The 21,500-nt window shown below is 32.5% G+C and carries 18 protein-coding genes; 13 read left to right on the plus strand and 5 right to left on the minus strand.

Going from position 1 to position 21,500, the window contains the following annotated elements; genetic code table 11:
• The 11 genes from FN795_RS19135 to FN795_RS19185 all read left to right on the plus strand — a co-directional run.
• Window positions 1-2,194 (plus strand): hypothetical protein (locus FN795_RS19135; RefSeq protein ID WP_208743583.1); only part of this gene is annotated, 2,194 nt, incomplete at its 5' end.
• 72 nt (window positions 2,195-2,266) lie between these two features.
• Window positions 2,267-3,430, plus strand: coding sequence for a hypothetical protein (locus FN795_RS19140; protein ID WP_142452096.1), 1,164 nt, complete (start codon window positions 2,267-2,269; stop codon window positions 3,428-3,430).
• A 99-nt stretch (window positions 3,431-3,529) separates the two neighbouring features.
• The gene (locus FN795_RS19145; protein ID WP_142452097.1) at window positions 3,530-4,768 is read left to right on the plus strand and encodes a hypothetical protein; all 1,239 of its coding nucleotides are present in this window, start codon (window positions 3,530-3,532) and stop codon (window positions 4,766-4,768) included.
• Window positions 4,769-4,809: 41 nt separating this feature from the next.
• Window positions 4,810-5,994 (plus strand): hypothetical protein, encoded by a 1,185-nt coding sequence (locus tag FN795_RS19150; protein WP_142452098.1) that lies wholly within the window; start codon window positions 4,810-4,812, stop codon window positions 5,992-5,994.
• A gap of 52 nt (window positions 5,995-6,046) precedes the next feature.
• Complete coding sequence (locus FN795_RS19155; protein ID WP_142452099.1) at window positions 6,047-7,201, plus strand: hypothetical protein; 1,155 nt, start codon at window positions 6,047-6,049, stop codon at window positions 7,199-7,201.
• 250 nt (window positions 7,202-7,451) lie between these two features.
• Window positions 7,452-8,399, plus strand: a complete 948-nt coding sequence (locus FN795_RS19160) for a hypothetical protein (RefSeq protein WP_142452100.1) — start codon at window positions 7,452-7,454, stop codon at window positions 8,397-8,399.
• A 52-nt stretch (window positions 8,400-8,451) separates the two neighbouring features.
• Complete coding sequence (locus FN795_RS19165; protein ID WP_142452101.1) at window positions 8,452-9,690, plus strand: gliding motility-associated C-terminal domain-containing protein; 1,239 nt, start codon at window positions 8,452-8,454, stop codon at window positions 9,688-9,690.
• A gap of 92 nt (window positions 9,691-9,782) precedes the next feature.
• Window positions 9,783-10,712: a PorP/SprF family type IX secretion system membrane protein gene (locus tag FN795_RS19170; RefSeq protein WP_142452102.1), complete on the plus strand. Its 930-nt coding sequence runs from the start codon at window positions 9,783-9,785 to the stop codon at window positions 10,710-10,712.
• A 21-nt stretch (window positions 10,713-10,733) separates the two neighbouring features.
• Window positions 10,734-12,662 (plus strand): OmpA family protein, encoded by a 1,929-nt coding sequence (locus FN795_RS19175; RefSeq protein WP_142452103.1) that lies wholly within the window; start codon window positions 10,734-10,736, stop codon window positions 12,660-12,662.
• Between the two features lie 272 nt (window positions 12,663-12,934).
• Entirely contained in the window at window positions 12,935-13,915 is a 981-nt protein-coding gene (locus tag FN795_RS19180; RefSeq protein ID WP_142452104.1) for a helix-turn-helix domain-containing protein, read from the plus strand.
• Between the two features lie 4 nt (window positions 13,916-13,919).
• On the plus strand, window positions 13,920-14,930 hold the full coding sequence (locus FN795_RS19185) for a helix-turn-helix domain-containing protein (protein WP_142452105.1): 1,011 nt from the start codon (window positions 13,920-13,922) through the stop codon (window positions 14,928-14,930).
• 112 nt (window positions 14,931-15,042) lie between these two features.
• On the opposite strand, the gene FN795_RS19190 is transcribed toward FN795_RS19185, so the two are convergent.
• The 3 genes from FN795_RS19190 to FN795_RS21465 all read right to left on the minus strand — a co-directional run bounded on the left by FN795_RS19190 (window position 15,043) and on the right by FN795_RS21465 (window position 17,240).
• The gene (locus FN795_RS19190) at window positions 15,043-15,303 is read right to left on the minus strand and encodes a TM2 domain-containing protein (protein ID WP_142452106.1); all 261 of its coding nucleotides are present in this window, start codon (window positions 15,301-15,303) and stop codon (window positions 15,043-15,045) included.
• Window positions 15,304-16,340: 1,037 nt separating this feature from the next.
• Complete coding sequence (locus FN795_RS19195) at window positions 16,341-16,817, minus strand: hypothetical protein (RefSeq protein ID WP_142452107.1); 477 nt, start codon at window positions 16,815-16,817, stop codon at window positions 16,341-16,343.
• A 261-nt stretch (window positions 16,818-17,078) separates the two neighbouring features.
• The gene (locus tag FN795_RS21465) at window positions 17,079-17,240 is read right to left on the minus strand and encodes a bestrophin family ion channel (protein ID WP_154275369.1); all 162 of its coding nucleotides are present in this window, start codon (window positions 17,238-17,240) and stop codon (window positions 17,079-17,081) included.
• A 600-nt stretch (window positions 17,241-17,840) separates the two neighbouring features.
• On the opposite strand from FN795_RS21465, the gene FN795_RS19200 reads away from it, so the two are divergent.
• Window positions 17,841-18,293 (plus strand): hypothetical protein, encoded by a 453-nt coding sequence (locus FN795_RS19200; RefSeq protein ID WP_142452108.1) that lies wholly within the window; start codon window positions 17,841-17,843, stop codon window positions 18,291-18,293.
• A 193-nt stretch (window positions 18,294-18,486) separates the two neighbouring features.
• A complete protein-coding gene (locus tag FN795_RS19205) occupies window positions 18,487-19,110 on the plus strand; it encodes a porin family protein (protein WP_142452109.1) in 624 nt (207 codons plus the stop codon).
• Between the two features lie 324 nt (window positions 19,111-19,434).
• Here FN795_RS19205 and FN795_RS19210 read toward each other — a convergent pair whose 3' ends face one another.
• Complete coding sequence (locus FN795_RS19210; protein WP_142452110.1) at window positions 19,435-20,319, minus strand: MauE/DoxX family redox-associated membrane protein; 885 nt, start codon at window positions 20,317-20,319, stop codon at window positions 19,435-19,437.
• The gene (locus FN795_RS19215; RefSeq protein WP_142452111.1) at window positions 20,316-21,500 is read right to left on the minus strand and encodes a zinc metalloprotease; all 1,185 of its coding nucleotides are present in this window, start codon (window positions 21,498-21,500) and stop codon (window positions 20,316-20,318) included. Before FN795_RS19215 ends, FN795_RS19210 begins: the two co-directional genes overlap by 4 nt.

Genomic DNA, 21,500 nt, shown 5'->3' on the forward strand with positions numbered 1-21,500 from the left:
AATTGTATATGTTCAGAATCCTGACGGAAGTTGGACTCCAATTAACGGAAGAGACGGAAGAGACGGAAGAGACGGAGTAGACGGAAGAGACGGAGTAGATGGAAGAGACGGAGAAGTAGGAGTAGGTTCTGGAGTAGGAGCTCCTGGGCCAGCAGGTACGCCTGGCGCTCCCGGAAAAGACATCAAGATTTATACGGATACTGAAACGAAAATTGTATATGTTCAGAATCCTGACGGAAGTTGGACTCCAATTAACGGAAGAGACGGAAGAGACGGAAGAGACGGAGTAGATGGAAGAGACGGAGTAGATGGAAGAGACGGAGAAGTAGGAGTAGGTTCTGGAGTAGGAGCTCCTGGGCCAGCAGGTACACCTGGCGCTCCTGGAAAAGACATCAAGATTTATACGGATACTGAAACGAAAATTGTATATGTTCAGAATCCTGACGGAAGTTGGACTCCAATTAACGGAAGAGACGGAAGAGATGGAGTAGATGGAAATCAAGGTATCCAAGGTGTAAAAGGAGACCAGGGAGATCAAGGTATCCAAGGTGTAAAAGGAGACCAGGGAGATCAAGGTATCCAAGGTTTGAAAGGTGATCAAGGAAATCAAGGTATCCAAGGTTTAAAAGGTGATCAGGGAGATCAAGGTATCCAAGGTTTAAAAGGAGACCAGGGAGATCAAGGTATTCAAGGTTTAAAAGGTGATCAGGGAGATCAAGGTATTCAAGGAGTAAAAGGTGACCAAGGTATTCAAGGTATCCAAGGTTTAAAAGGTGACCAGGGAGATCAAGGTATTCAAGGTGTAAAAGGAGACCAGGGAGATCAAGGTATCCAAGGTTTGAAAGGTGATCAAGGAAATCAAGGTATCCAAGGTTTAAAAGGTGATCAGGGAGATCAAGGTATCCAAGGTTTAAAAGGAGACCAGGGAGATCAAGGTATTCAAGGTTTAAAAGGTGATCAGGGAGATCAAGGTATCCAAGGAGTAAAAGGTGACCAAGGTATTCAAGGTATCCAAGGTTTAAAAGGTGACCAGGGAGATCAAGGTATTCGAGGTATCCAAGGTATCCAAGGTATTCCAGGAGAAGCTGCAGGAAAAGGAGATAAGGGAGATCAAGGTATCCAAGGTATCCAAGGTTTAAAAGGTGACCAAGGAAATCAAGGTATCCAAGGTTTAAAAGGTGATCAGGGAGATCAAGGTATCCAAGGTTTAAAAGGAGATCAGGGAGATCAAGGTATTCAAGGTTTAAAAGGAGACCAGGGAGATCAAGGTATCCAAGGTTTAGCCGGAGTAAAAGGTGACCAAGGAGATCAAGGTATTCAAGGTCTTAAAGGAGATCAAGGTATCCAAGGTATTCAAGGTCTTAAAGGAGATAAGGGAGATAAGGGAGATCAAGGTATCCAAGGTATTCCAGGAGAAGCTGCAGGAAAAGGAGATAAAGGAGATCAAGGTATCCAAGGTCTTAAGGGAGACAAAGGAGATCAGGGTATCCAAGGTATCCAAGGTCTTAAGGGAGACAAAGGAGATCAGGGTATTCAAGGTATTCAAGGTTTAACTGGAGCAACTGGTGTAGGTCTTAAGGGAGACAAGGGAGATCAAGGTATCCAAGGTCTTAAGGGAGACAAAGGAGATCAAGGTATCCAAGGTATTCAAGGTTTAACTGGAGCAACTGGTGTAGGTCTTAAGGGAGACAAAGGAGATCAAGGTATCCAAGGTCTTAAGGGAGACAAAGGAGATCAAGGTATCCAAGGTATTCAAGGTTTAACTGGAGCAACTGGTGTAGGTCTTAAGGGAGACAAAGGAGATCAAGGTATCCAAGGTCTTAAGGGAGACAAAGGAGATCAGGGTATTCAAGGTATTCAAGGTATTCAAGGTGTCGCTGGAATTGGTGGAAAATCTACTGCTGGAACAAATGTAACAATTACAGGAACTGGAACAGCTGCAGATGCATACGTGATAAATGCCGTAGTGCCACAACAAGCAATTGACGAATTTACGGCTACTGCAGGACTAGTAACATTTACACTTTCAGCAACGCCATCATCTTTGTCTAAAGTGAAAATGCACATTAATGGAGTTCGTATTGATAATAACGCGATTGCACTAAGTGGAAAAGTAGTTACTTATACACCGGCAAGTAATGGTTCATATAGCTTGATGGCTGGTGATAATATTATTATTGATTATTTAAAATAATATTCTAAAGCTTAAAATACACACTCTTTTAGGTAAAATTAAAAGAGTGTGTAAATCTAAAAGAGTGAAAAAATGAAAAAGATATTATGTATGCTTTTGCTAGCCCCAACTGTTTATATAACGGCACAAACTTCAGAAACACCAGAAACCGTGGTTACTCAAAATGGAAAAAAAGTTACTTTCTTTCCAAATCTTGAACCAGCTTGGTATTTAGGTGGAAATGCAAATGGTGCTTTAAAGTCAATTGGAACGAAAGACAACTTTAATCTTCCATTTATGACTAATAATACAGAAAGGATGACTTTAACGACCGGCGGTTTTTTAGGTCTTAATACAACTACGCCCCAATCAGCATTTAATATTGTTAACGATAATGTAGGTGATGGGTATGATGATCTTAGTATAGTTTCATATGGTGATAATTATTCTGGAGCAATCTTTTTAAATAGCGCAAAGAACACAAAAGCTGATCCTAAAGCGATGGATGTAAATACAGTAATGGGTACTATCGCATTTAGAGGTTGGAATGGCACAAGTTATTATGATGCCTATTCAGGAATAAGAGGTTATTATATGGGTACTAAAAATAGTGATTTGAGGTTTTATACTAGTAATACGGAAAAACTAAGAATCACGGATGTTGGAAATGTAGGTATAGGTCGTCAAGATCCTACGGTAAAGTTAGATGTATATAACCAAACAGCTGGAGCTGTAAAAATTGTAGATGGTACACAAGGCGCTGGTAAAGTACTTACTTCAGATGCAAATGGTTTGGCAACATGGCAGTCGCCAGTAAGCGCTAGTACCTTTATCGCACCACAAGGAACTAATCTTAAACTTACTTATGATACATGGAACTATTCAAAACGATCTTTATCACTTTCAAAAGGTAGATGGATTATTACCTTAACAGATAGAAGTTTTGGTTTTGCGCCAGGAGCTACCTATGCAGATATGATTGCAGGATGGTCTTCAAGTGCTAGTAGTTATATCCCTTCAACTCTTTTTGCAAATGGTGGTCATACTTGTGTATCAACTCAGGCAGTTCCATCTGGAAATAAATATCTAAATTGGAATTATACATTTGTTATAGATGTTACAACTCCAACTACGATATACCTTTTCTTTAATATTTCTTCTGATGTTAGAACGGGTAACGTAAGCATCTATAATGGAGAAGGAGGACTTTATTCAACCGCATACGGAGCATTAATTGCACAAAAAGTTATGGAATAAAATGATAATATAGCCATAGAACGTTGCCCTAATATAATTTGATCGATACGTTTTTTAAGAGAATCAATAATTTTTGAATTTAAAAAGAAACATTAAAAAATGAAAAACCTACTATATAGTTTAATGTTGATGCAAAGTTTTTTTACGATTGCACAAACAAATCAAATAGCAGTTAGCCCAAACGGAAAAAAAGTGAGTTTTTTTCCAACTCAAGCCCCAGCCTGGTATTTAGGAGGAAATACGAATGGTGCTGCTGAAGCAATAGGAACTAAGAATAATTTTGATTTTCCATTTTCAAGTAAAATAGATAGTGGTGGTTTGTTTGGTTGGCAGACTATGAAGTTGACAACCGATGGTTTCTTAACCTTTGGCTCAAGAAAACCTGAAACGGTGTTACATATTGTTGATCATCTAAAAAATGATGCTTATGATGATATTAGTGTAGAAACACATAGTAATACAGCTACTCCACATTTGTTTTTAAACCGTGCACGAGGTACTAAGGCTGCTCCCGAAACATTAGCTGCAGGGGATAGGATTGGGGGGGTAATCTTCAGAGGATTCGATGGTTCTATAGAAGCAAATAGTGAGACACCTTTTGTTTTTAGTGACTTAGATAATTCTGGTGTACTTAAAGCATATGGAGGTATAAAAAGTTATTATACAGGAAATTCACTCAGCGATCTTAGATTCTATACTACAAATAAAGAAGCCGCAAGGATTACAGATAATGGAAATGTTGGTGTAGGAAGTGTTAATCCAGGTGCAAAACTTGAAGTAAATAATGGTACAACAGCAGGTGCGGTTAAAATTGTAGATGGTACGCAATCTTTGGGCAAAGTACTGACTTCAGATGCAAATGGACTAGCAATATGGAGTGAGCAAGCAATTACAACTATTGTAGGAACAAGGCCAAGTACTTCGATTGATTTTTCAGCTGGAAATACTGAAAATGCTATCGGCGGTTCAATCAATTTGCCTGTTGGCAATTGGCTTGTAAATATTGGCTTGCTTGTTAGGGCCAAAACAGGAGAAAGTGTCAAACCCAATACATGTTATACTGGGAGGTTTACCTTATCGAGTAGCAATACACAAAATATTCAAACCGGATTTAGTTTTATTGGAAACAATTTGATTTTTCAAACTACCAGTACAGGAACAAAAGTTCCGTCTAATTATCCATTATTTGCATCAGGAGTTATTAGAGTAAATATTACAACACCTGTAACCTTATATATCTGGAATGCAGCATCAAGTCATACGGTTTACGGATGTGGCGAAATTGGATCCATAGGAAATAATGGTGAGAATTACATTTATGCAACCAGAACACAATAGATAATTAAAAAAGAATTTTTGAATTATACATTGAATTAAAAATGAAAAAAATACTATACAGTTTACTATTAATGCAAAGTTGCCACATGATTGCTCAAACTCAAGAAACTGTGGTTACGCCAAACGGAAAAAAAGTTACCTTTTTCCCGACTACATCACCAGCTTGGTATGTGGGTGGCAATACAAATGGATATATTGGGTCACTTGGAAATATTGATGATTTTGATCTTTCGTTTATAACAAATAATAAAGTCAGGATGACACTAACAAAAGAAGGTTTGTTAGGAATTAATACAACTACACCCGCAACAGCATTAAATATTGTCAATGATAATTTAGGTGATAATTACGATGATATTAGTCTGGTTACATATAATGGTTTTGGTAGTACTGAGGCAGCCCCAAATCTTTTTTTAAGCCGTTCCTTAAACGTTGGTGGTGGTGGTGAACTTTGGGAATTAGCAATAGGAGATCTGATTGGAGGAGTGGCTTTTAGAGGATTTAATGGTTCTAATTTTGACAAAGCCTATTCAGGTATGAGAAGTTATTATACAGGACCTTCACGCAACGATCTCAGGTTTTATACCAGCAATAAAGAAGCTGTAAGGATTGCAGATAATGGAAATGTAGGGATTGGAAGTATTAATCCAACTGCAAAACTTGAAGTAAATAATGGTTCAACAGCTGGGGCAGTTAAAATTGTAGATGGTACACAAGGTTTAGGCAAAGTACTCACTTCAGATGCAAATGGTCTGGCAACATGGAAAGATCAGGCAGTTACAATTATTGAAGGAACTAGGCCAAGTACTTCAATTGATTTTTCAGCTGGAAATACTGAAAATGCTATTGGAGGTTCAATCAATTTGCCTGTTGGCAACTGGCTTATAAATATTGGCTTGCTTGTTAGAGCGAAAATAGGAGAAAGTGTCAAACCCAATACATGTTATACCGGAAGATTTACTTTATCCAGCAGTAAAACACAAAATGTTCAGACAGGATTTAGTTTCGTTGGCAGCAATTTGATTCTTCAAACGGCCAGTACAGGAGTAAAAGTACCACCTAATTATCCACTATTTGCATCAGGAGTTATTAGAGTAAATGTTACATCACCAGTAACCTTATATATATGGAATGCAGCATCGAGCCATACTGTTTATGGATGTGGCGAAATTGGATCAATAGGCAATAATGGCGAGAATTACATTTATGCAACTAAAACGCAATAGATAATTAAAAAAAGAAATTTTAAGAAATATATTAAATAAAGATAAAGTGAAAATGAAAAAATTACTATATAGTTTATTATTACTGCAGAGTGCTTTTATAATGGCACAAACTTCTGAAACAGTAGTTACGCCAAACGGGAAAAAAGTTACTTTTTTTCCAACTCTCTCGCCAGCTTGGTATGTGGGAGGTAATACAAACGGTGCTTTAAAATCATTAGGTACTAAAGATAATTTCAACCTTCCGTTTATAACAAACAACGTTGAAAGAATGACATTAACGACTGCTGGTTATTTAGGTATTAATACAAATGCACCATCATCGGCAATAAATATTGTTAACGATAATATTGGTGATGGTTATGATGATCTTAATATAGCTTCATATGGTGTTGGATATTCTGGATCTATATTTATTAACAGTGCAAATAATACTAAAGCTAGTCCTGCAGCGATGGATGCTGGTACTACAATTGGTCAAATAGCATTCAGAGGTTACAATGGATCAAATTATACAGCAGCATTTTCGGGAATGAGAGCTCATTATATGGGTACTGCAAATAGTGATCTTAGATTTTATACTAGTAATGCAGAAAGACTAAGAATCGAGGATGGTGGAAATGTAGGTATTGGTACTACTAATCCTTCTGTAAAACTTGAAGTAAACAATGGTGCAACAGCAGGTGCAGTTAAAATTGTAGATGGTACACAAGGTTCTGGTAAAGTATTAACTAGTGATGCAGATGGAAAAGCAACTTGGCAATCTTCTGTAAATGGTTATGTAGGAAGTATAACGCTTGGAAATGGTACAGGTTATGTACTTAGAGGAGATGGTGATTGTACTATTGATTCATATGAAACGGAAGGGATTACAAGCTCAATTAAATTAACTCCTGGTATGTACATTTTATATTGTACATCTATGCCTTATCATTATCCTATGTCAGCAGCACATGAAGCAGCAGGAGATAAGGAAGCATCAGGTATTAGTATTATTCCCGTAGCAACAGGGGGATTAACATTAAAATCTACTGGACTTTATACTGTTAATACTGCTATAAGAACTTATACAAATAATGTTACACCTATTGTTATTGAAGTGTTGACTACAGGAAATTTTGCACTCCGCTTTATGCCAAGACTAGATTGTCAGCAAGCTGCATTCAATTTTAGTGCAATGTATTTCACAATGAACATTTTCAAGGCTTAGATTCATAAATATCCTTAATGCTTTTTTTGCTAACAGTAAGCTATTTTGTGAGAACTGATATCCTTTTATCCCTTTAGTAAGTAAGATTTTCCATTTGCTAAATGGAAGATGTAGCATTATGTCCCATCACGATGTTTTTCCGTCTTCATTGGATTATAGTTGCAAGATGGCTCCTTTACTTTTGTCCTGTTAAAAACAAGTTGGATTTGTAGTTGACGGTCAGTAAAAAGTTTTTTAAAAAAGAAAGGTAATGGGAAAAAGGATGAAAAATATAATATGTGCAGTAATGCTTACCATAGGAAGCTCTGTGATTGCACAAACAAAAAAAATTGTTAGTACATATGGTGAATTGTTAGATTATCCACCATCATCAATAGTTTCAAACTCTTTAGATGGGGTTAATTTAACAACTACCGTTAATGGTGTTACAGGATCCCCTGTTGATATCAGTGTTATTGAGCCATGGTGGGTAATGGAAAAATGGGAATTGCCTGCAACTTCGATGTTTCAAAATATTTGGCATGCTGGAAGTGTTGGTATTGGTGGAGGTTATGATTATTTAAATTCAAAATATAAATTTCAAGTATCTGGAAAGTCTATTTTTAAAAGAACAGGTACGTGGCCAAGATCAGTATTAACTATTGATGATGGGTATCAAAAAGAGGGGTATGTGTATACAACTGATAAGGATGGTAATGGAAGCTGGCGCGAGAATGGTGTGCTTCTGGTTGAAGGGATTGTGGGTGGCGACCCTATCAATTTTCCTGCTGGAGGGGCAGATAGCTGTCTTCTTTCATGGCGAATTACTTTGCCAAAAGGAAAATGGCTTGTGAATATGGGCGTGTTGATTAATCCTAAGATTGGAGAGACTACAGTGCCAAATAGTAATTATGCAGGAAGATTTACACTATCATCTGATTATACTTACATATACAATTCATTTAAGTTTTACGGAAGTAAATTTATTTATAATACAGCTTCTACAGGCTCAGTTCCTGGAAAATATCCCTTGTTTGTATCGGGTGTCTTTAGGGTTGAAAATACCAGTGATGACCCTATTCATATTTATGTATGGAACAGTTCTTCTGTAGGAGGAGCTAAAGGAGGAAAAGAGATAGGAGGTATTGCCAATGACAGTGAAAATTATTTTTACGCTACCAAATGGACTGATGGTGATTTTTTTGCATATCCAGAATGATGTCTTTAACGAATTATAAAATGTGTTAAAAAATATTGAAATAAAATTAACTATGAAAAACAACAAAAAAGAAATGCTTCTCTCAATGACTGCTGTCTTTATGACGTCGTTGGGATTTGCTCAAACAGTAAATACTGGAGAGTTGTTTATTGCCTCAGGCACTCTAATGAATAGTATGCAGGAAGTAAACAATACAGCTACAGGAGAAATCGTAAACGATGGTGATTTGTATTTATACAGTCATTATAACAACGACGGACTTGTAGATTTTTCGCCAGAGGTTACAACTGGTATTACAAGAATGCGTGGTACATCTGGATTTCAAAATATTTCAGGCAGTGTCCCGATGATGTTAAATAATATTGAATTTAATAATAACAATATACAGCCAGCTTTTCATCTTTCAAATGAGATTAGAATTTCAGGTCAGGCAGCATTTGAAAATGGTGTTGTAGATAATGAAGAATATGAAGGCCTCGTAGTATTTGAACCAAATGCAACCCATATCAAGGTTCGCAACGAAAGTCACGTAGATGGATTGGTACAAAAAAATGGTAAAAGTGCCTTTACATACCCAATTGGAGATGGAGGATATTATCGTCATGCCCGTATCTCAGCGCCACAAAAAAATGAAGATGCTTTTACAGGTAAATATTATTTGAAGAATTCAGATTTTGAATATTCACATAATAGCAAAGATGATAAGATAAGCATTATAAACAATGCTGAATATTGGACTCTTGATAAAACTGCAGGCAACGATAATGTTTTTCTTACCCTGAGCTGGAATGAAGACACAACTCCATTTGAGATTTACGGTGCTCCCTACGATGAAATTCATATTGTTCACTGGGATGAAAGCAAAAGAAAATGGATAGACCTTGGAGGTGCTGCTAATAGTGCAAGCAAAGAAGTAAGTATGGTAGTTGATCCGCTGCAGTCTTACGGGATATTTACTCTAGCACGTGTCAAAGCAGAACTTAGTGATCTTGTAATATACAATGCTGTATCTCCAAACGGAGATGGAATGAATGATTATTTCAAAATTGATGGAATTAAGAATTATCAAAATAATACAGTAGAGATTTATAATCGTTGGGGAGTAAAAGTTTTTGAAACTAAAGCTTATGATACAACAGGTAATACTTTTCAAGGATATTCAGAAGGTCGTGTTACTATAAATAAAGATAAAAAATTGCCTGTAGGAACCTACTTCTATATTATTAATGTTCAAGATTATAAGGAAGGAAAAGATTTTAAAAAATCGGGTTACTTATACATCAGTTATTAAAAGTATTGTGGGATATGATATCCATGATTGACTATAAATGTAAATGAAGATGTAATCTTGGATATCACATCTTTATGCTAAAATAATTTAAAATGAAATTAAAAAACAAAATACAGAAATATATACTTTTATTTTTGGTAGCTGGGTGTGCAATGACAGCAAATGCCCAGCAGGAGTCGCAGTTTACCCAGTATATGTACAATACAGTAAGTATAAATCCCGCTTATGCAGGATCTAGAGATGTATTGAGTATAAATGGTTTATATAGAACCCAATGGGTTGGATTAGAAGGAGCGCCAAAAACGGCAACATTTTCTTTGAATACTCCTGTAAATGATAGAGTTGGTTTGGGAGTTTCGGTACTTAGTGATAAAATTGGACCATCAAGCGAGACCGGTGTGTCTGCAGATTTCTCATACAACATCGTATTAAATGATACCTATAGATTGTTTTTTGGACTTAAAGGAACAGCAAATTTTTTAAACATTGATTACAGTAAATTGGAAATTTATAACCCAGAAGATCCAAATATGCAGCAAAATCTTGATAAGAAATTCTCGCCAAACGTAGGTGCAGGAGTCTATTTGCAGTCAGATAAGGCTTATGTTGGTTTGTCTGTTCCTTCAATTCTAGAAACAACGCAATATAATCATGGGGCGGTTTCACATGTTAAGGAAAAAATGCATGCTTATCTTATAGGAGGTTATGTGTTTGATTTATCAACAGAAGTAAAATTTAAACCTGCTGTTTTATTAAAAGCGACAGTTGGTGCGCCTTTGCAGGCTGACGTATCGGCAAACTTCCTGTTTAGTGATAAGCTGACATTGGGAGTTGCTTACAGATGGGATGCAGCTTTTAGTGCATTGGCTGGTTTTCAAATTACTCCAGGCTTAATGGCTGGTTATGCTTATGATTTCGATACTACAAATCTGGGTAATTATAATTCTGGTTCGCACGAGATTTTCCTTCGTTTTGAAGTATTTAAAAACAATCAACGCATTTTTAACCCGCGTTTCTTTTAAGAATTATAAGCCATAGAAATCATGAAAAAAAAGAATATATATGTTTTAGGAGCATTTTTGATTTGTCTTACCTCATTTTCACAAGGGAAAAATTCAAAACTTGGGAAAGCTGATAAGTTGTATGAGGAAAGAGCTTATTTTAAGTCCATTGAAGTTTATGAGAAAGTAGCTGATAAAGGTTTCAAATCTGTTGAATTGTTCGAAAAATTAGGAGATTCATACTTTTTTAATGCCGAATATGCAAAAGCAAATAAATGGTATGAGGAATTATTTAAATTATCAACAGATGTTGCGCCAATTTATTATTATAGGTATTCTCAAACCTTAAAATCAGTTGGTGATAACAACAAAGCTACTGAATATTTAAAAAAATTCTCAGAATTAAATGCTTCAGATAATCGTTCATTGCAATATGCGAACAACAGCAATTATCTTGCAGATATAACAGATAACTCTAAAAGTTATGTTGTTGAAAATGCTAGTATTAACAGCAGTTTTTCAGACTATGGTGCATCTATTTATAATGATAAATTGATTTTCACTTCTAGTCGTACACCTGAAGATGTAAAATCTAAAAAAGATAATTGGACTGCAGATTACTATTCATCATTATATTCTGCTTCATTGTCAAAAGATAATAAGGTAAGTAATGCTGAATTTTTTGCAAAGGAAATTCAGACCAAGTTGCATGAGTCAGATCCTGTTTTTTCTAAAGATGGAAAAACGATGTTTTTTACAAAAAGTTATGAAACAAAAAAGACAAAACTTAAAAAAGCGGTAGTTCTTAAGATATACAAAGCAACTCTTGTCGATAATAAGTGGTCAAATGTTCAAGAATTGCCTTTTAACAATGATTTGTTTAGCTGTGCACATCCTTCACTTAGTCCGGATGAGAAAACATTGTATTTTGCGTCAGATATGCCGGGCGGATATGGCGAGACTGATTTGTACAAAACTACCATCGATATAACAAATAATACTGTTGGGCTTCCTATAAATTTGGGAAGTAATATTAATACACAGGGTAAAGAAACTTTTCCTTGGATAGGTTACGATAACAAGTTGTATTTCGCATCTGACGGCCACCTTGGGCTTGGAGGGCTTGATATTTTTGTAGCAGAAAATGGACAAGAAAATTATAATCAGAAAGTGATTAATATTGGACAGCCAATCAATAGTAAATATGATGATTTTGGCTTTATCAAACTTCAGAGTTCCAATGCAGGATTTTTTACTTCCAATAGAGAAGGAGGTATGGGTAAAGATGATATTTATCTTTTTAAAGAGCAAGCAGGAAAGCTGAATATTAATGGCCAGGTAATTGACATAATGACAAGTATGCCGATTGCAGCAGCTCAAGTTGTAATCTTTGATAAGAATCATAACGTAATTGGTACAACAAATACTGATAATTTAGGAGGTTTTTTAGCTACTATAGATCCAAAAAAAGATGGTGTTTTTTATGTTAAAGTAGAATCTCCGGACTATGAAATAAAAGAAGTTGAAGTAATTACAAAGGAGATCGATCCTAAAAAAGGAATAGTTTTAACGGTTACAAAAATTAAAACGCCTTTAAATCCAGGTACTGATTTAGCAAAAGTATTAAATATTAAAGAAATATATTTTGATTTGGACAAGGCAAATATTCGACCTGATGCAGAAGTTGAACTTCAAAAAATTGTTCAGGTATTGAAAGAATTTCCAAATATCAAGATTGCAGTCCGTTCACATACAGATAGTAGACAAACTAATAATTACAATATGAATTTGTCTGAGAAAAGAGCAAAAAGTACACGTGCATATATAGTAGCAAAAGGAATTTCTGGAAGCAGGATAACAGCAAAAGGCTATGGAGAAACAATGCTTCTTAATAAATGTTCTGATGGTGTTGAATGTAGTGAAGCAGAACATCAGTTGAACAGGCGTTCTGAATTTATAATAGTTAAATAGTTATTATAGTTTGTTTTTTAAAATCAGGAACTGAAAGTATTAAAATGAATATTATTCGTTTCTGATTTTTATTTTAAAGGTTATAAAAAAAGCTGTCAAGTTTATACTTGACAGTTTTTTTTTATTCTGCTTTTTTTAAATGGAATAATGTTTTTTGACTAAAATTCTTATTTAATTAACTGAAGAAAAAGCTTATTGCTTAATTTTTAGATAGTTATTGTGTAATTAATGGTTATTTGTTAAATTTAATGTGCAAAATATAAATACAGATTATGTTAACCATTAAGCATTCTTATGGCGCAGATTTGGACTGGATTGAATCATTTGCTGCAAGTTTTGGGGGTAAAATAGAGGGGAATTTTATTAAGGTCCCAGAGGAAATAAATACGGGTTTCAGATATTTTATTGATTGCGGTGATGATTTTGTTATTTATTATATTGATGTTGTTTATAAGACAGAAATACATTTTATTCAATCCCATACAAAAAGCGATTTTATCTGTCTATATTATAATTTAACAGAAGGAAAGGCTGTAAAAGCATTTAACGACTTTTCTTTTAATATGGGGAGATTTGGATATGATTTGGCCTTAATTGATAGCACATTGGAAACAGATTTTTATGTTGCTCCAGATGCAAGATCTTTTGGGATCTGCATTTTTGTTAAAAAAAGCAAGCTTAACACATTTGCACAAAATAATGTTTTGTTTGCACAAAATGTCGAAAAAGTAATGAATCCGGAGAAAAATACTTTTATCAAATTTGATAGAATGTCTCCTGAAAGCTTTCATTTGCTATCTGATTTAAGAAAATTGGAAGTCGGCAGTGCGGTCTTTAACTTAAATTTAGTTGCCGCGGCATATAGTCTTGGTGCAAATTATATGAATCAGGTGTTTAACAACACCATTACTACCGAGAAAGTAAATAAGGATGATCTTTCTAGCATCATTGCAGTACAGGCTTATTTGCACGAAAATGTTGACGGTTTTTTCCCATCTATAAAAACGATGGCTGATAAAGCTTTTATGTCTGAATCAAAATTTAAAGCCTTATTCAAAAAGATAACCGGTACAACACCTCATTCTTACTTTATGGATAGTAAGCTGAGAAAAGCGAAAGAACTTCTTGAAGAGAAGAAATATACGATATCGGAGACTTGTGATGAATTGAAATTCACTAATTATTCTTATTTTATTTTTAAATTCAGAAAGCATTTTGGAATATCCCCAAATACATTTATAAAAAAATTATAGCATTATGTATCGAAATAATCAATTTTATTGTGTGCATCCTGATTGGCAGCAACAATATGCAAGTGAGTATAATGCGGATATATTAGAAAACAAGATATTGCAAATATCGAAAGATCTGGGAGAAGGGCATATTTTTTATGCACAGGCGATACCAGGAATGGCTATATTGTATATAGACTGTAAAATTAACCAGCCTCTGCAAGTAAGAAGGCTTGAAGAAAATACCTATCGTTATATTTTTCACTATGATTTAAGTGATGGTACTAATTTTTTGATAATAAATAATAAAAAAAATAAGGTTGGGATTAAAGTCAATAAAGAAATATCGGTTTTTAATAATCAAATAGAAAGCTATTTTGAACCAGCAGTTGGAAAGCGAACTTTTGTACTTCGTCTTTTTGTCGATCAAAAGCTTATGGGGGAGTTTTTAGAAAGTATTCCAGGTAATGATAATTATGATGAACTGAAAATAAAACTAGCTGGAGCTAAAAATGGTATGTTTTCTGAGAGTATAGATGCAAATAGTTTGTTATTGTTTTTATCAATTAAAGAAAGATCAATGTTTGAAGAATCATTTCATCCTTTTATTAAAGGAGTATCTCTGCAATTGCTAAGTCTTTTTTTTAAAAAAATAACGAATCCAAACTTAGCAGAAAGTAGTCATGCAATAACACAAAGAGACGGTTTAATTAATGCTAAAAATTATCTTTTAAACAACCTAACGGAGAAATTTCCATCAATTTCTTTTTTGGCTGAAATTTCAGGGATGTCTCCAACCAAATTTAAAATCTTATTCAAAAAAGAATTTAATGATACTTGCAAAAACTTATTTATCCAAGAAAAAATGAATCTTGCAAAAACGATGTTGACAAGTGGCGAAAATAATAATTTAACTGAAATTACTTTTGAATTGAATTTTAGTAAGATTAATCAATTTTCATCTTTGTATTTTGAAAAATTTAATAAAAAACCTATAGAAGATTTTGTAAAAAAAAGAAAGGAAGATGCTGAGTGAATTGATGTTTTTATTGTTTTAGCTCAAATAACAACTATAGATGTATTTAAAAAAAATGTCCTCAAATAGTATGTTACTTTTGAGGACTAATTCTGAAGACAATATATTATTTTTAAAACCATGGTTTTTTTCCAACTTGATACGTTTGGTAAAACTCTTCATCAGTTTTTGTCAAATACATTATTCCCTCAATGAATCCAATAAAACCACCAAGGCCACAGGTAACAAAAGTTGCTACTATTTGAATGATCCCTTCTTTTTTATATCCTAAATAAAATTTGTGGACACCAAATGAACCTAATGCAATTCCCAGAACACCTGCTGTAATTTTTTTATTTTCAGACCTACCGTTTTCAACTTTTGTTTTTTCCATTTTATAACATCTTAAAATTTCCTACTCTTTGGATTTTCGGTTCCTCCCTATTTTAAGGTGCAATATTATAAATGGATGGACTTTTAGATTGGATTTTGGGGCTTTTTTTCCATCAATAAAAGACATTTTTGCTTCTTTTGTAAAGCTTTATTTAGCGATAATGTTGCATGTCTTCAGATGTTTATGTTAAGGCTATTTGATACAGTGCAGCATAATAAAAAAACAGAGCTTCATATATGGACTCTATTGTTTACTTCACGGAACTAATTTTAACTGGCGGCTTAATCATTCTCTTAAGCATCCAAAAGAGACAAAATAAGGTTAGTATTGCAGTTAAAATTAAAAGAGGCATGTATCCGATTTTTTCAATAAAATAGACATACCATTTTACAAGTCTTGGTCCCGCTGATCGATATTCTTCACGACTGTATGCGTAATATGTTATGAAACTTCCAACTCCGGCTACAAAAAGGGTAATCAATCCTGGAGTAACGGATGCCTCGAGCGAGGAAAGATATCTTTCTTCTCTTTTAAATCCCAATGAATTGAATTTGTTTTCGAACGATTTTTCTGCTTCTTTAGCGATTTGCGTATTTTGAAAACTGATTTGATCATATGATGTCTTGTCGGCTCTTTTAACACTAAACGATATGTATGAATCGTTTTCTGGTTCAAATTCATATTCGTAAACATCATTTATATTTATGAAGTTATCATAGTGGGTTTCATTAATTATTCCCTTGTCTATTTTTTCAATACAAACTTCCGCGTCTGATTAGGTTAAATCTCCAATGATATAATCCTTATAAATTAATACAACGTGTTCTCCTTTTCCATTAAAAATTGCTTTACTTTTTGAATCTGAATTCATGTTTCTATTTCTATTAAATTTATTAGTAATGAATTTTATTTGAGTATATAGTCACTTTTCTAATAGTTTTATCGTTGTGAATAAAATGTTTTGTAAAACATGGTTTTTAGAAAAGCTTTTTGGGATCTGCTATTTCATATGTTTAAAATAAAACGCAAGGGAAATATTAAAAAAGCGTAGAAAACAAGGTTGCTGCAAACATGATTATTATAAAACAAGCTATATTGACTCCTAAAACTTTTAAATATTTATTAACTGGAGATGTGGTTGTTCTAAAAAGGGTATAATTAATAATTGTTGCTGCTCCTCCTATAAAACCTCCAATTGCACCTCCGCTTAGTACTAATACTATTGGTAATGCGCCAATTACATATTCGTACCATTTTAATTTGCTGGCCATAGGATATTTTTTTTCCGCAATTGTTAATGTTTTTGCAGAAATATCTGGAAAACTTCCTTTTGGAAAGGCTTTCACGATTTCCTGATTAGTAGTTGTAATAAGAAAGGGCTTGCCTTTTTCTTTGCTTTGTTTAACGATAATTCCATTTTGCTTTAATACTGATTTTCCAGTAAAAATATTTTCTTCGTATTCAAAATGATCATTTGGGAAATCAGGAAGTGTAAACTTAAAATTGTTTTTCATTTTACATGTTTATTTGCATGCCAATGTTCTCTAAATGAGTACAAAAGTATTTTGATTTATATTTTGCAAATATATTTTGACTTACTAACAGCCACATGAAGTATGGGTTTAAAAAATATAGAAATAAGCCTTAATTGATCGAATTTAGATTGGGTTTGAATTCTGTTTATAATAATGATTGATGAAGATGTTTCGTTTTATTTGGATATTCGTTAAACGGAGTTATGATATATTGGTTGTTTATCTATCACTATCATATCTTCAATTGTTATTTTCAACGTCCCACCATCGATCATACGATTGTGCTGTACGAAAGGCAAGTAAAAGTGCTACAATTGTTCCTGTAATTGTTGTTATTGATGAGGGAATTACTATTTTGGCAAGAAATGTGAAATGATCTATTAAAGCTATAATTGCAGCCATATATTGCAATTAATAAAATATCCTTCCAAATGTGTTTTAAAAAGTACAGAATGGATTTATAAGTTATTTTAACTACCATTTTAGTACGTTTTTATTAGATATGAGTAATATAGATATTTGCTTTTTCTAAATTATTGTTGACGATTAATTTCAAAAAAAAAATTTCTTATAATTTATTGATAGCTTTTTTTCTTTATTCGTTTTTACTTGTAATAAATGATAATTGACTTTTATTCTTTTGTTAGTAACATATTTTTTGAACAAATAGTTAATAGTATAAAGATACAATTTTGGTTTAAAATTAAATCAAAATATTTACTATTAAGTGTGTAATTATTTCGGTTTTTCCATCATAAAAACAAATATTCAATTATCTGTAATTGGTATAGAAAATATAAAAGCCTTTAGTTTATATAAGGAATTATATAGACTTATTTTAATTTTTTTAAGTCTTTGTCTGTCATTTTCAAAGATGATTTGTATTCTACTTTTGTCAAAATATTTATAGTAAAATAAAAAGATTGTTAGAGACTTGTTTACTAATAGTAGATATAAAACTGTATCAATTTTATGAAGAGTATAAATTTAATATTTTGAAAAATGAAGATGTTAAAAAAGGAAAATGTTTTAATACACGATGAGAAAAGAGTTTTCTTGAAGTTGTTTAAAAAGGAACTTTCAAATCAGTTTAATTTTAGTGAAAATTCTGTCTTGGATAATGATCAGTCAGAAAAAAGTGAACGTTATATATCTGTTGTTTATAGTAAAACCGAATTAATTGATTTTTTGCGAGTGACTCCAAAAGGTACAAATATCTTAGTGTGTCTATTTAATGAGGAACTTTATGACAATGGCTCATTTATGCAGGAAATCAATAGTCTTGTCTCATTAAAAAAATATGAAACAAAACCTGGTATAATTAGAGAGATCCAACAACATTTTCAAAAAACTCCAGAAATAAGAGAACAGTTAATTAAGTCTGGACTTGAAGCTTCTTATATCAGAGAAGCACATTTTGACGGCTTTTACAAAGCGCTTTTTCTTTTTTCATAATTTTTAATCTACAGTTATTAATTCTTTTTGCATTGAATTTTTTTCCTCGCACTTATATTTTATTGTAAGTAAATAGTTATGATTTTGAAAATGAAGGTATTGAAATGTCTTAATAGCTTTCTTTTTTGTCTTTTGCATCTCGTTGTAGTTTTTTGTTTGATTTTAATTTGCAGAATATTTTTAATTTAAAAACATGAAAAAGATTATTTTAACAGCGTTTGCTGTTTTTCTATGCGGATTTGTAAAGGCACAAGAAATTAAATATGGTATTAAAGGAGGCTTGAATGTTGCGAATCTCTCGGAAAATTTTTATGCGTCTAACTCACCAAAAACGGGATTTCATATTGGAGGTTTTGCACAGATAAGATTGTCAGAAAAATTTGTTTTTCAGCCAGAGGTCTTATTTTCTACACAAGGTACAAAAGTAGATAATGCAAGTATATATGACGGTCAAAATAGGTATTTTGGAAGTGTAATTCAGAACTTGAATTACATAAATGTGCCGCTAATGTTTAAATACTATGCTATTGAAAAATTTTCTATTGAGGCCGGCCCTCAAATAGGTTTTTTGACATCAGAAACAACTAAAATAGAAGTGCATGGTGTTAACGAAACTAAAATTGACGCAAATAATTCTTATAAAAACTTTGATTTTGGTTTGAATTTAGGGGTAGGTTATGATATTACAAAGAACATTACCGTTGGAACGAGATATAATTTAGGACTATCTAATATTGGAAAAACAGTTGTGGAAGGATATGGACCTCCTAAGGCGCATAATAGAGTATTTTCATTGTCCGTAGGTTATAAGTTTTAATTTTTTTACCAATCTTACTCTATAAATGAAATGAGCAAAAGATTTATTACTTCTTTGGTAATGAAATTTTTTAGAAAACGAATAACGCTTATTACGGATTTAGTATCCAAGATAAGCGTTATCGTTTTATTAGTGTTTATAATTTGAGCATATACATATGTTTTTGTGCTTGTTAGGAATGTTTGTTTATCAACTATAATTGTTTGCTTTACTAGTTCGTCGTTTCTTTATATTTAATTATATGAACTCTTCAAAAATTATTTTGGAACTCATTTGGAAAAATTAATGATTCCGAAAAAAAAACAAACATATGTTGCCACGAAACTAATTAGTTATTTTTTTTTGATCCAATAATTCCTGTACTTCCAAAACATTTTCTACTTTGTGATTTTTTATCTTAAATATGACAGGAACTACTAATGTAATTTCATTAAATATTTTTCTGTCGACAGTAATGATGGGAAAGTTTATTTTTAATTCAGATTGTGTTTTTTTCCATTTTTCTTGATCTTTATATTTGGAAGTAATACCAACAATATTGATAGAATATTTTTCTTTTAATAGATTGATCTTTGCTATTGCCTTCTTACAATGAATACAAGATGGAGAGAAAAAAAACAAGTATTGAGAATCATTGATTTTTTCATTGTTTATGTTTAACTCTTCGACTGTAAAGCCAATTTTCTTTTTTGAGAAATTCTCAATATAATAGGTATTATATTTTAGTGATAAGAAGACAATTATTAAAGCGGTCATTGAGGCAATAAAAATTTTTAATAAACTTTTATCTTTATTGTATTTGGCATTTTTAAAAATGTAATACGATAGCAAAATCAGTACAGCATTTCTAAGCAAAAAAAGCGAAAAACTATCTGGATTTAAAAAATAAATTCTGCCAAAGCATCGACATGATTCTATTTTTAAGAAAAAATGTCCAATCGTATTAGCGATTGTCATTAAAATGACAAAAACAATAGAAAGAAAAGCAGATTTTTTCAAGAATAAAAGAAAAATAAAGCATACAGCGAAGAAAATTTCGCTAAATAAAATGATATACGATATGTAATAAGGAAGCCCATACTTTTTCATCGTTAATTCAAAACTACTTAGATCAAAATATTTGCCAATGGCTGAGAGTAAAAATATGGCTCCTAATAAAACACTGCAAAATGTTACCAAATTTGATTTACTAATTAAAAAGTCTTTCATTTTTGTTTTTTAAAATAATTAAACAATAGGCGAATAAGTAACATATAGAAAACCACTGGTATGAGTAAGTGTGAAACATTTGACATGCTTAAAGAAACTTCTCGGTTTATCACTTTTGTTGCATAAGTAAAAATATCTACAGGAAAAGTGATTAGAGAATTAGGATTTAAGATAAAAAGGTAAAATAAAAATATTACTATAAATGAATTACTAATAAGGGCATAAACTAGTAAAAAAAAGTCCTTTTGTTTCATTTCAATAACAAACTTATTTTTTATAATTTTCTTTAATAACCCATTAGATTTCTCTCTAAGATTTGGTGTTCTTATATAATCAGAAAGAACCCAATAACCGTCTGTCCTGAAGAAAGGGTTTAGGTTATACAGCGTTTTAAATAAAATAATTGAAGAAATTATAAGCAAAGGCTTGATTGCTGTTATAATGCCAATTATTACCAATAATGTACCAAGTAATAATTCAAAATAAATACCTGCCAGATTTACAATTATTCTTTTGTTGACGTCAAATTTCCATGCGCTCGAAACATCAGCATATAATACAGGTGTAAAGAGGTAAAAACCAACCCCGATACCACTATGGCTTCCGCCAAATTTGTATGTTGCTGATACATGACCAAGTTCATGAAATAAGCTGCTTATAACCATTATTGCAAAGTAAAGCGTAAAGTATTCAAATGAAACATTTTTTATATTTCTTACGATTTCATCATAATTTAAAACAAATGTTAATGAAGTTATTAAGAGAGATATAGTTATCAAAAATTTTAGAGCCTTATTAGAAAAAAGAAATAAAAAAGGTTCTGATATTATTTTTGCTGTTTTGGCATTAATTACAATAAAATTTAATTTTAAATAAGAAGGCTGTTTCTTTACATTGAAAGTTGTTTCTTTATTTTCGATAATATTGCAATTACCAAGTTTGTTATACAACAATTCATAGACTAACTCATTGTCAAGCTGCGTTTCGAATTTTTTGTTAAATCTGGTTACGATTTGAGAAATTTCACTGCGATTATCTACTAATTTTAATAAGTTGAACATTTGAGTACTAATCTTAAAGTGAAAATTACTTTCGGTAAGCGTAACTATGTATTCGTTATCTCTTTGAACAATGTCTATTTCAGGATTAATTTTTGGAACTAAATTGGCATATGTTACCAT

It is taken from the genome of Flavobacterium resistens, from assembly GCF_900182645.1.
Lineage (GTDB): Bacteria > Bacteroidota > Bacteroidia > Flavobacteriales > Flavobacteriaceae > Flavobacterium > Flavobacterium resistens.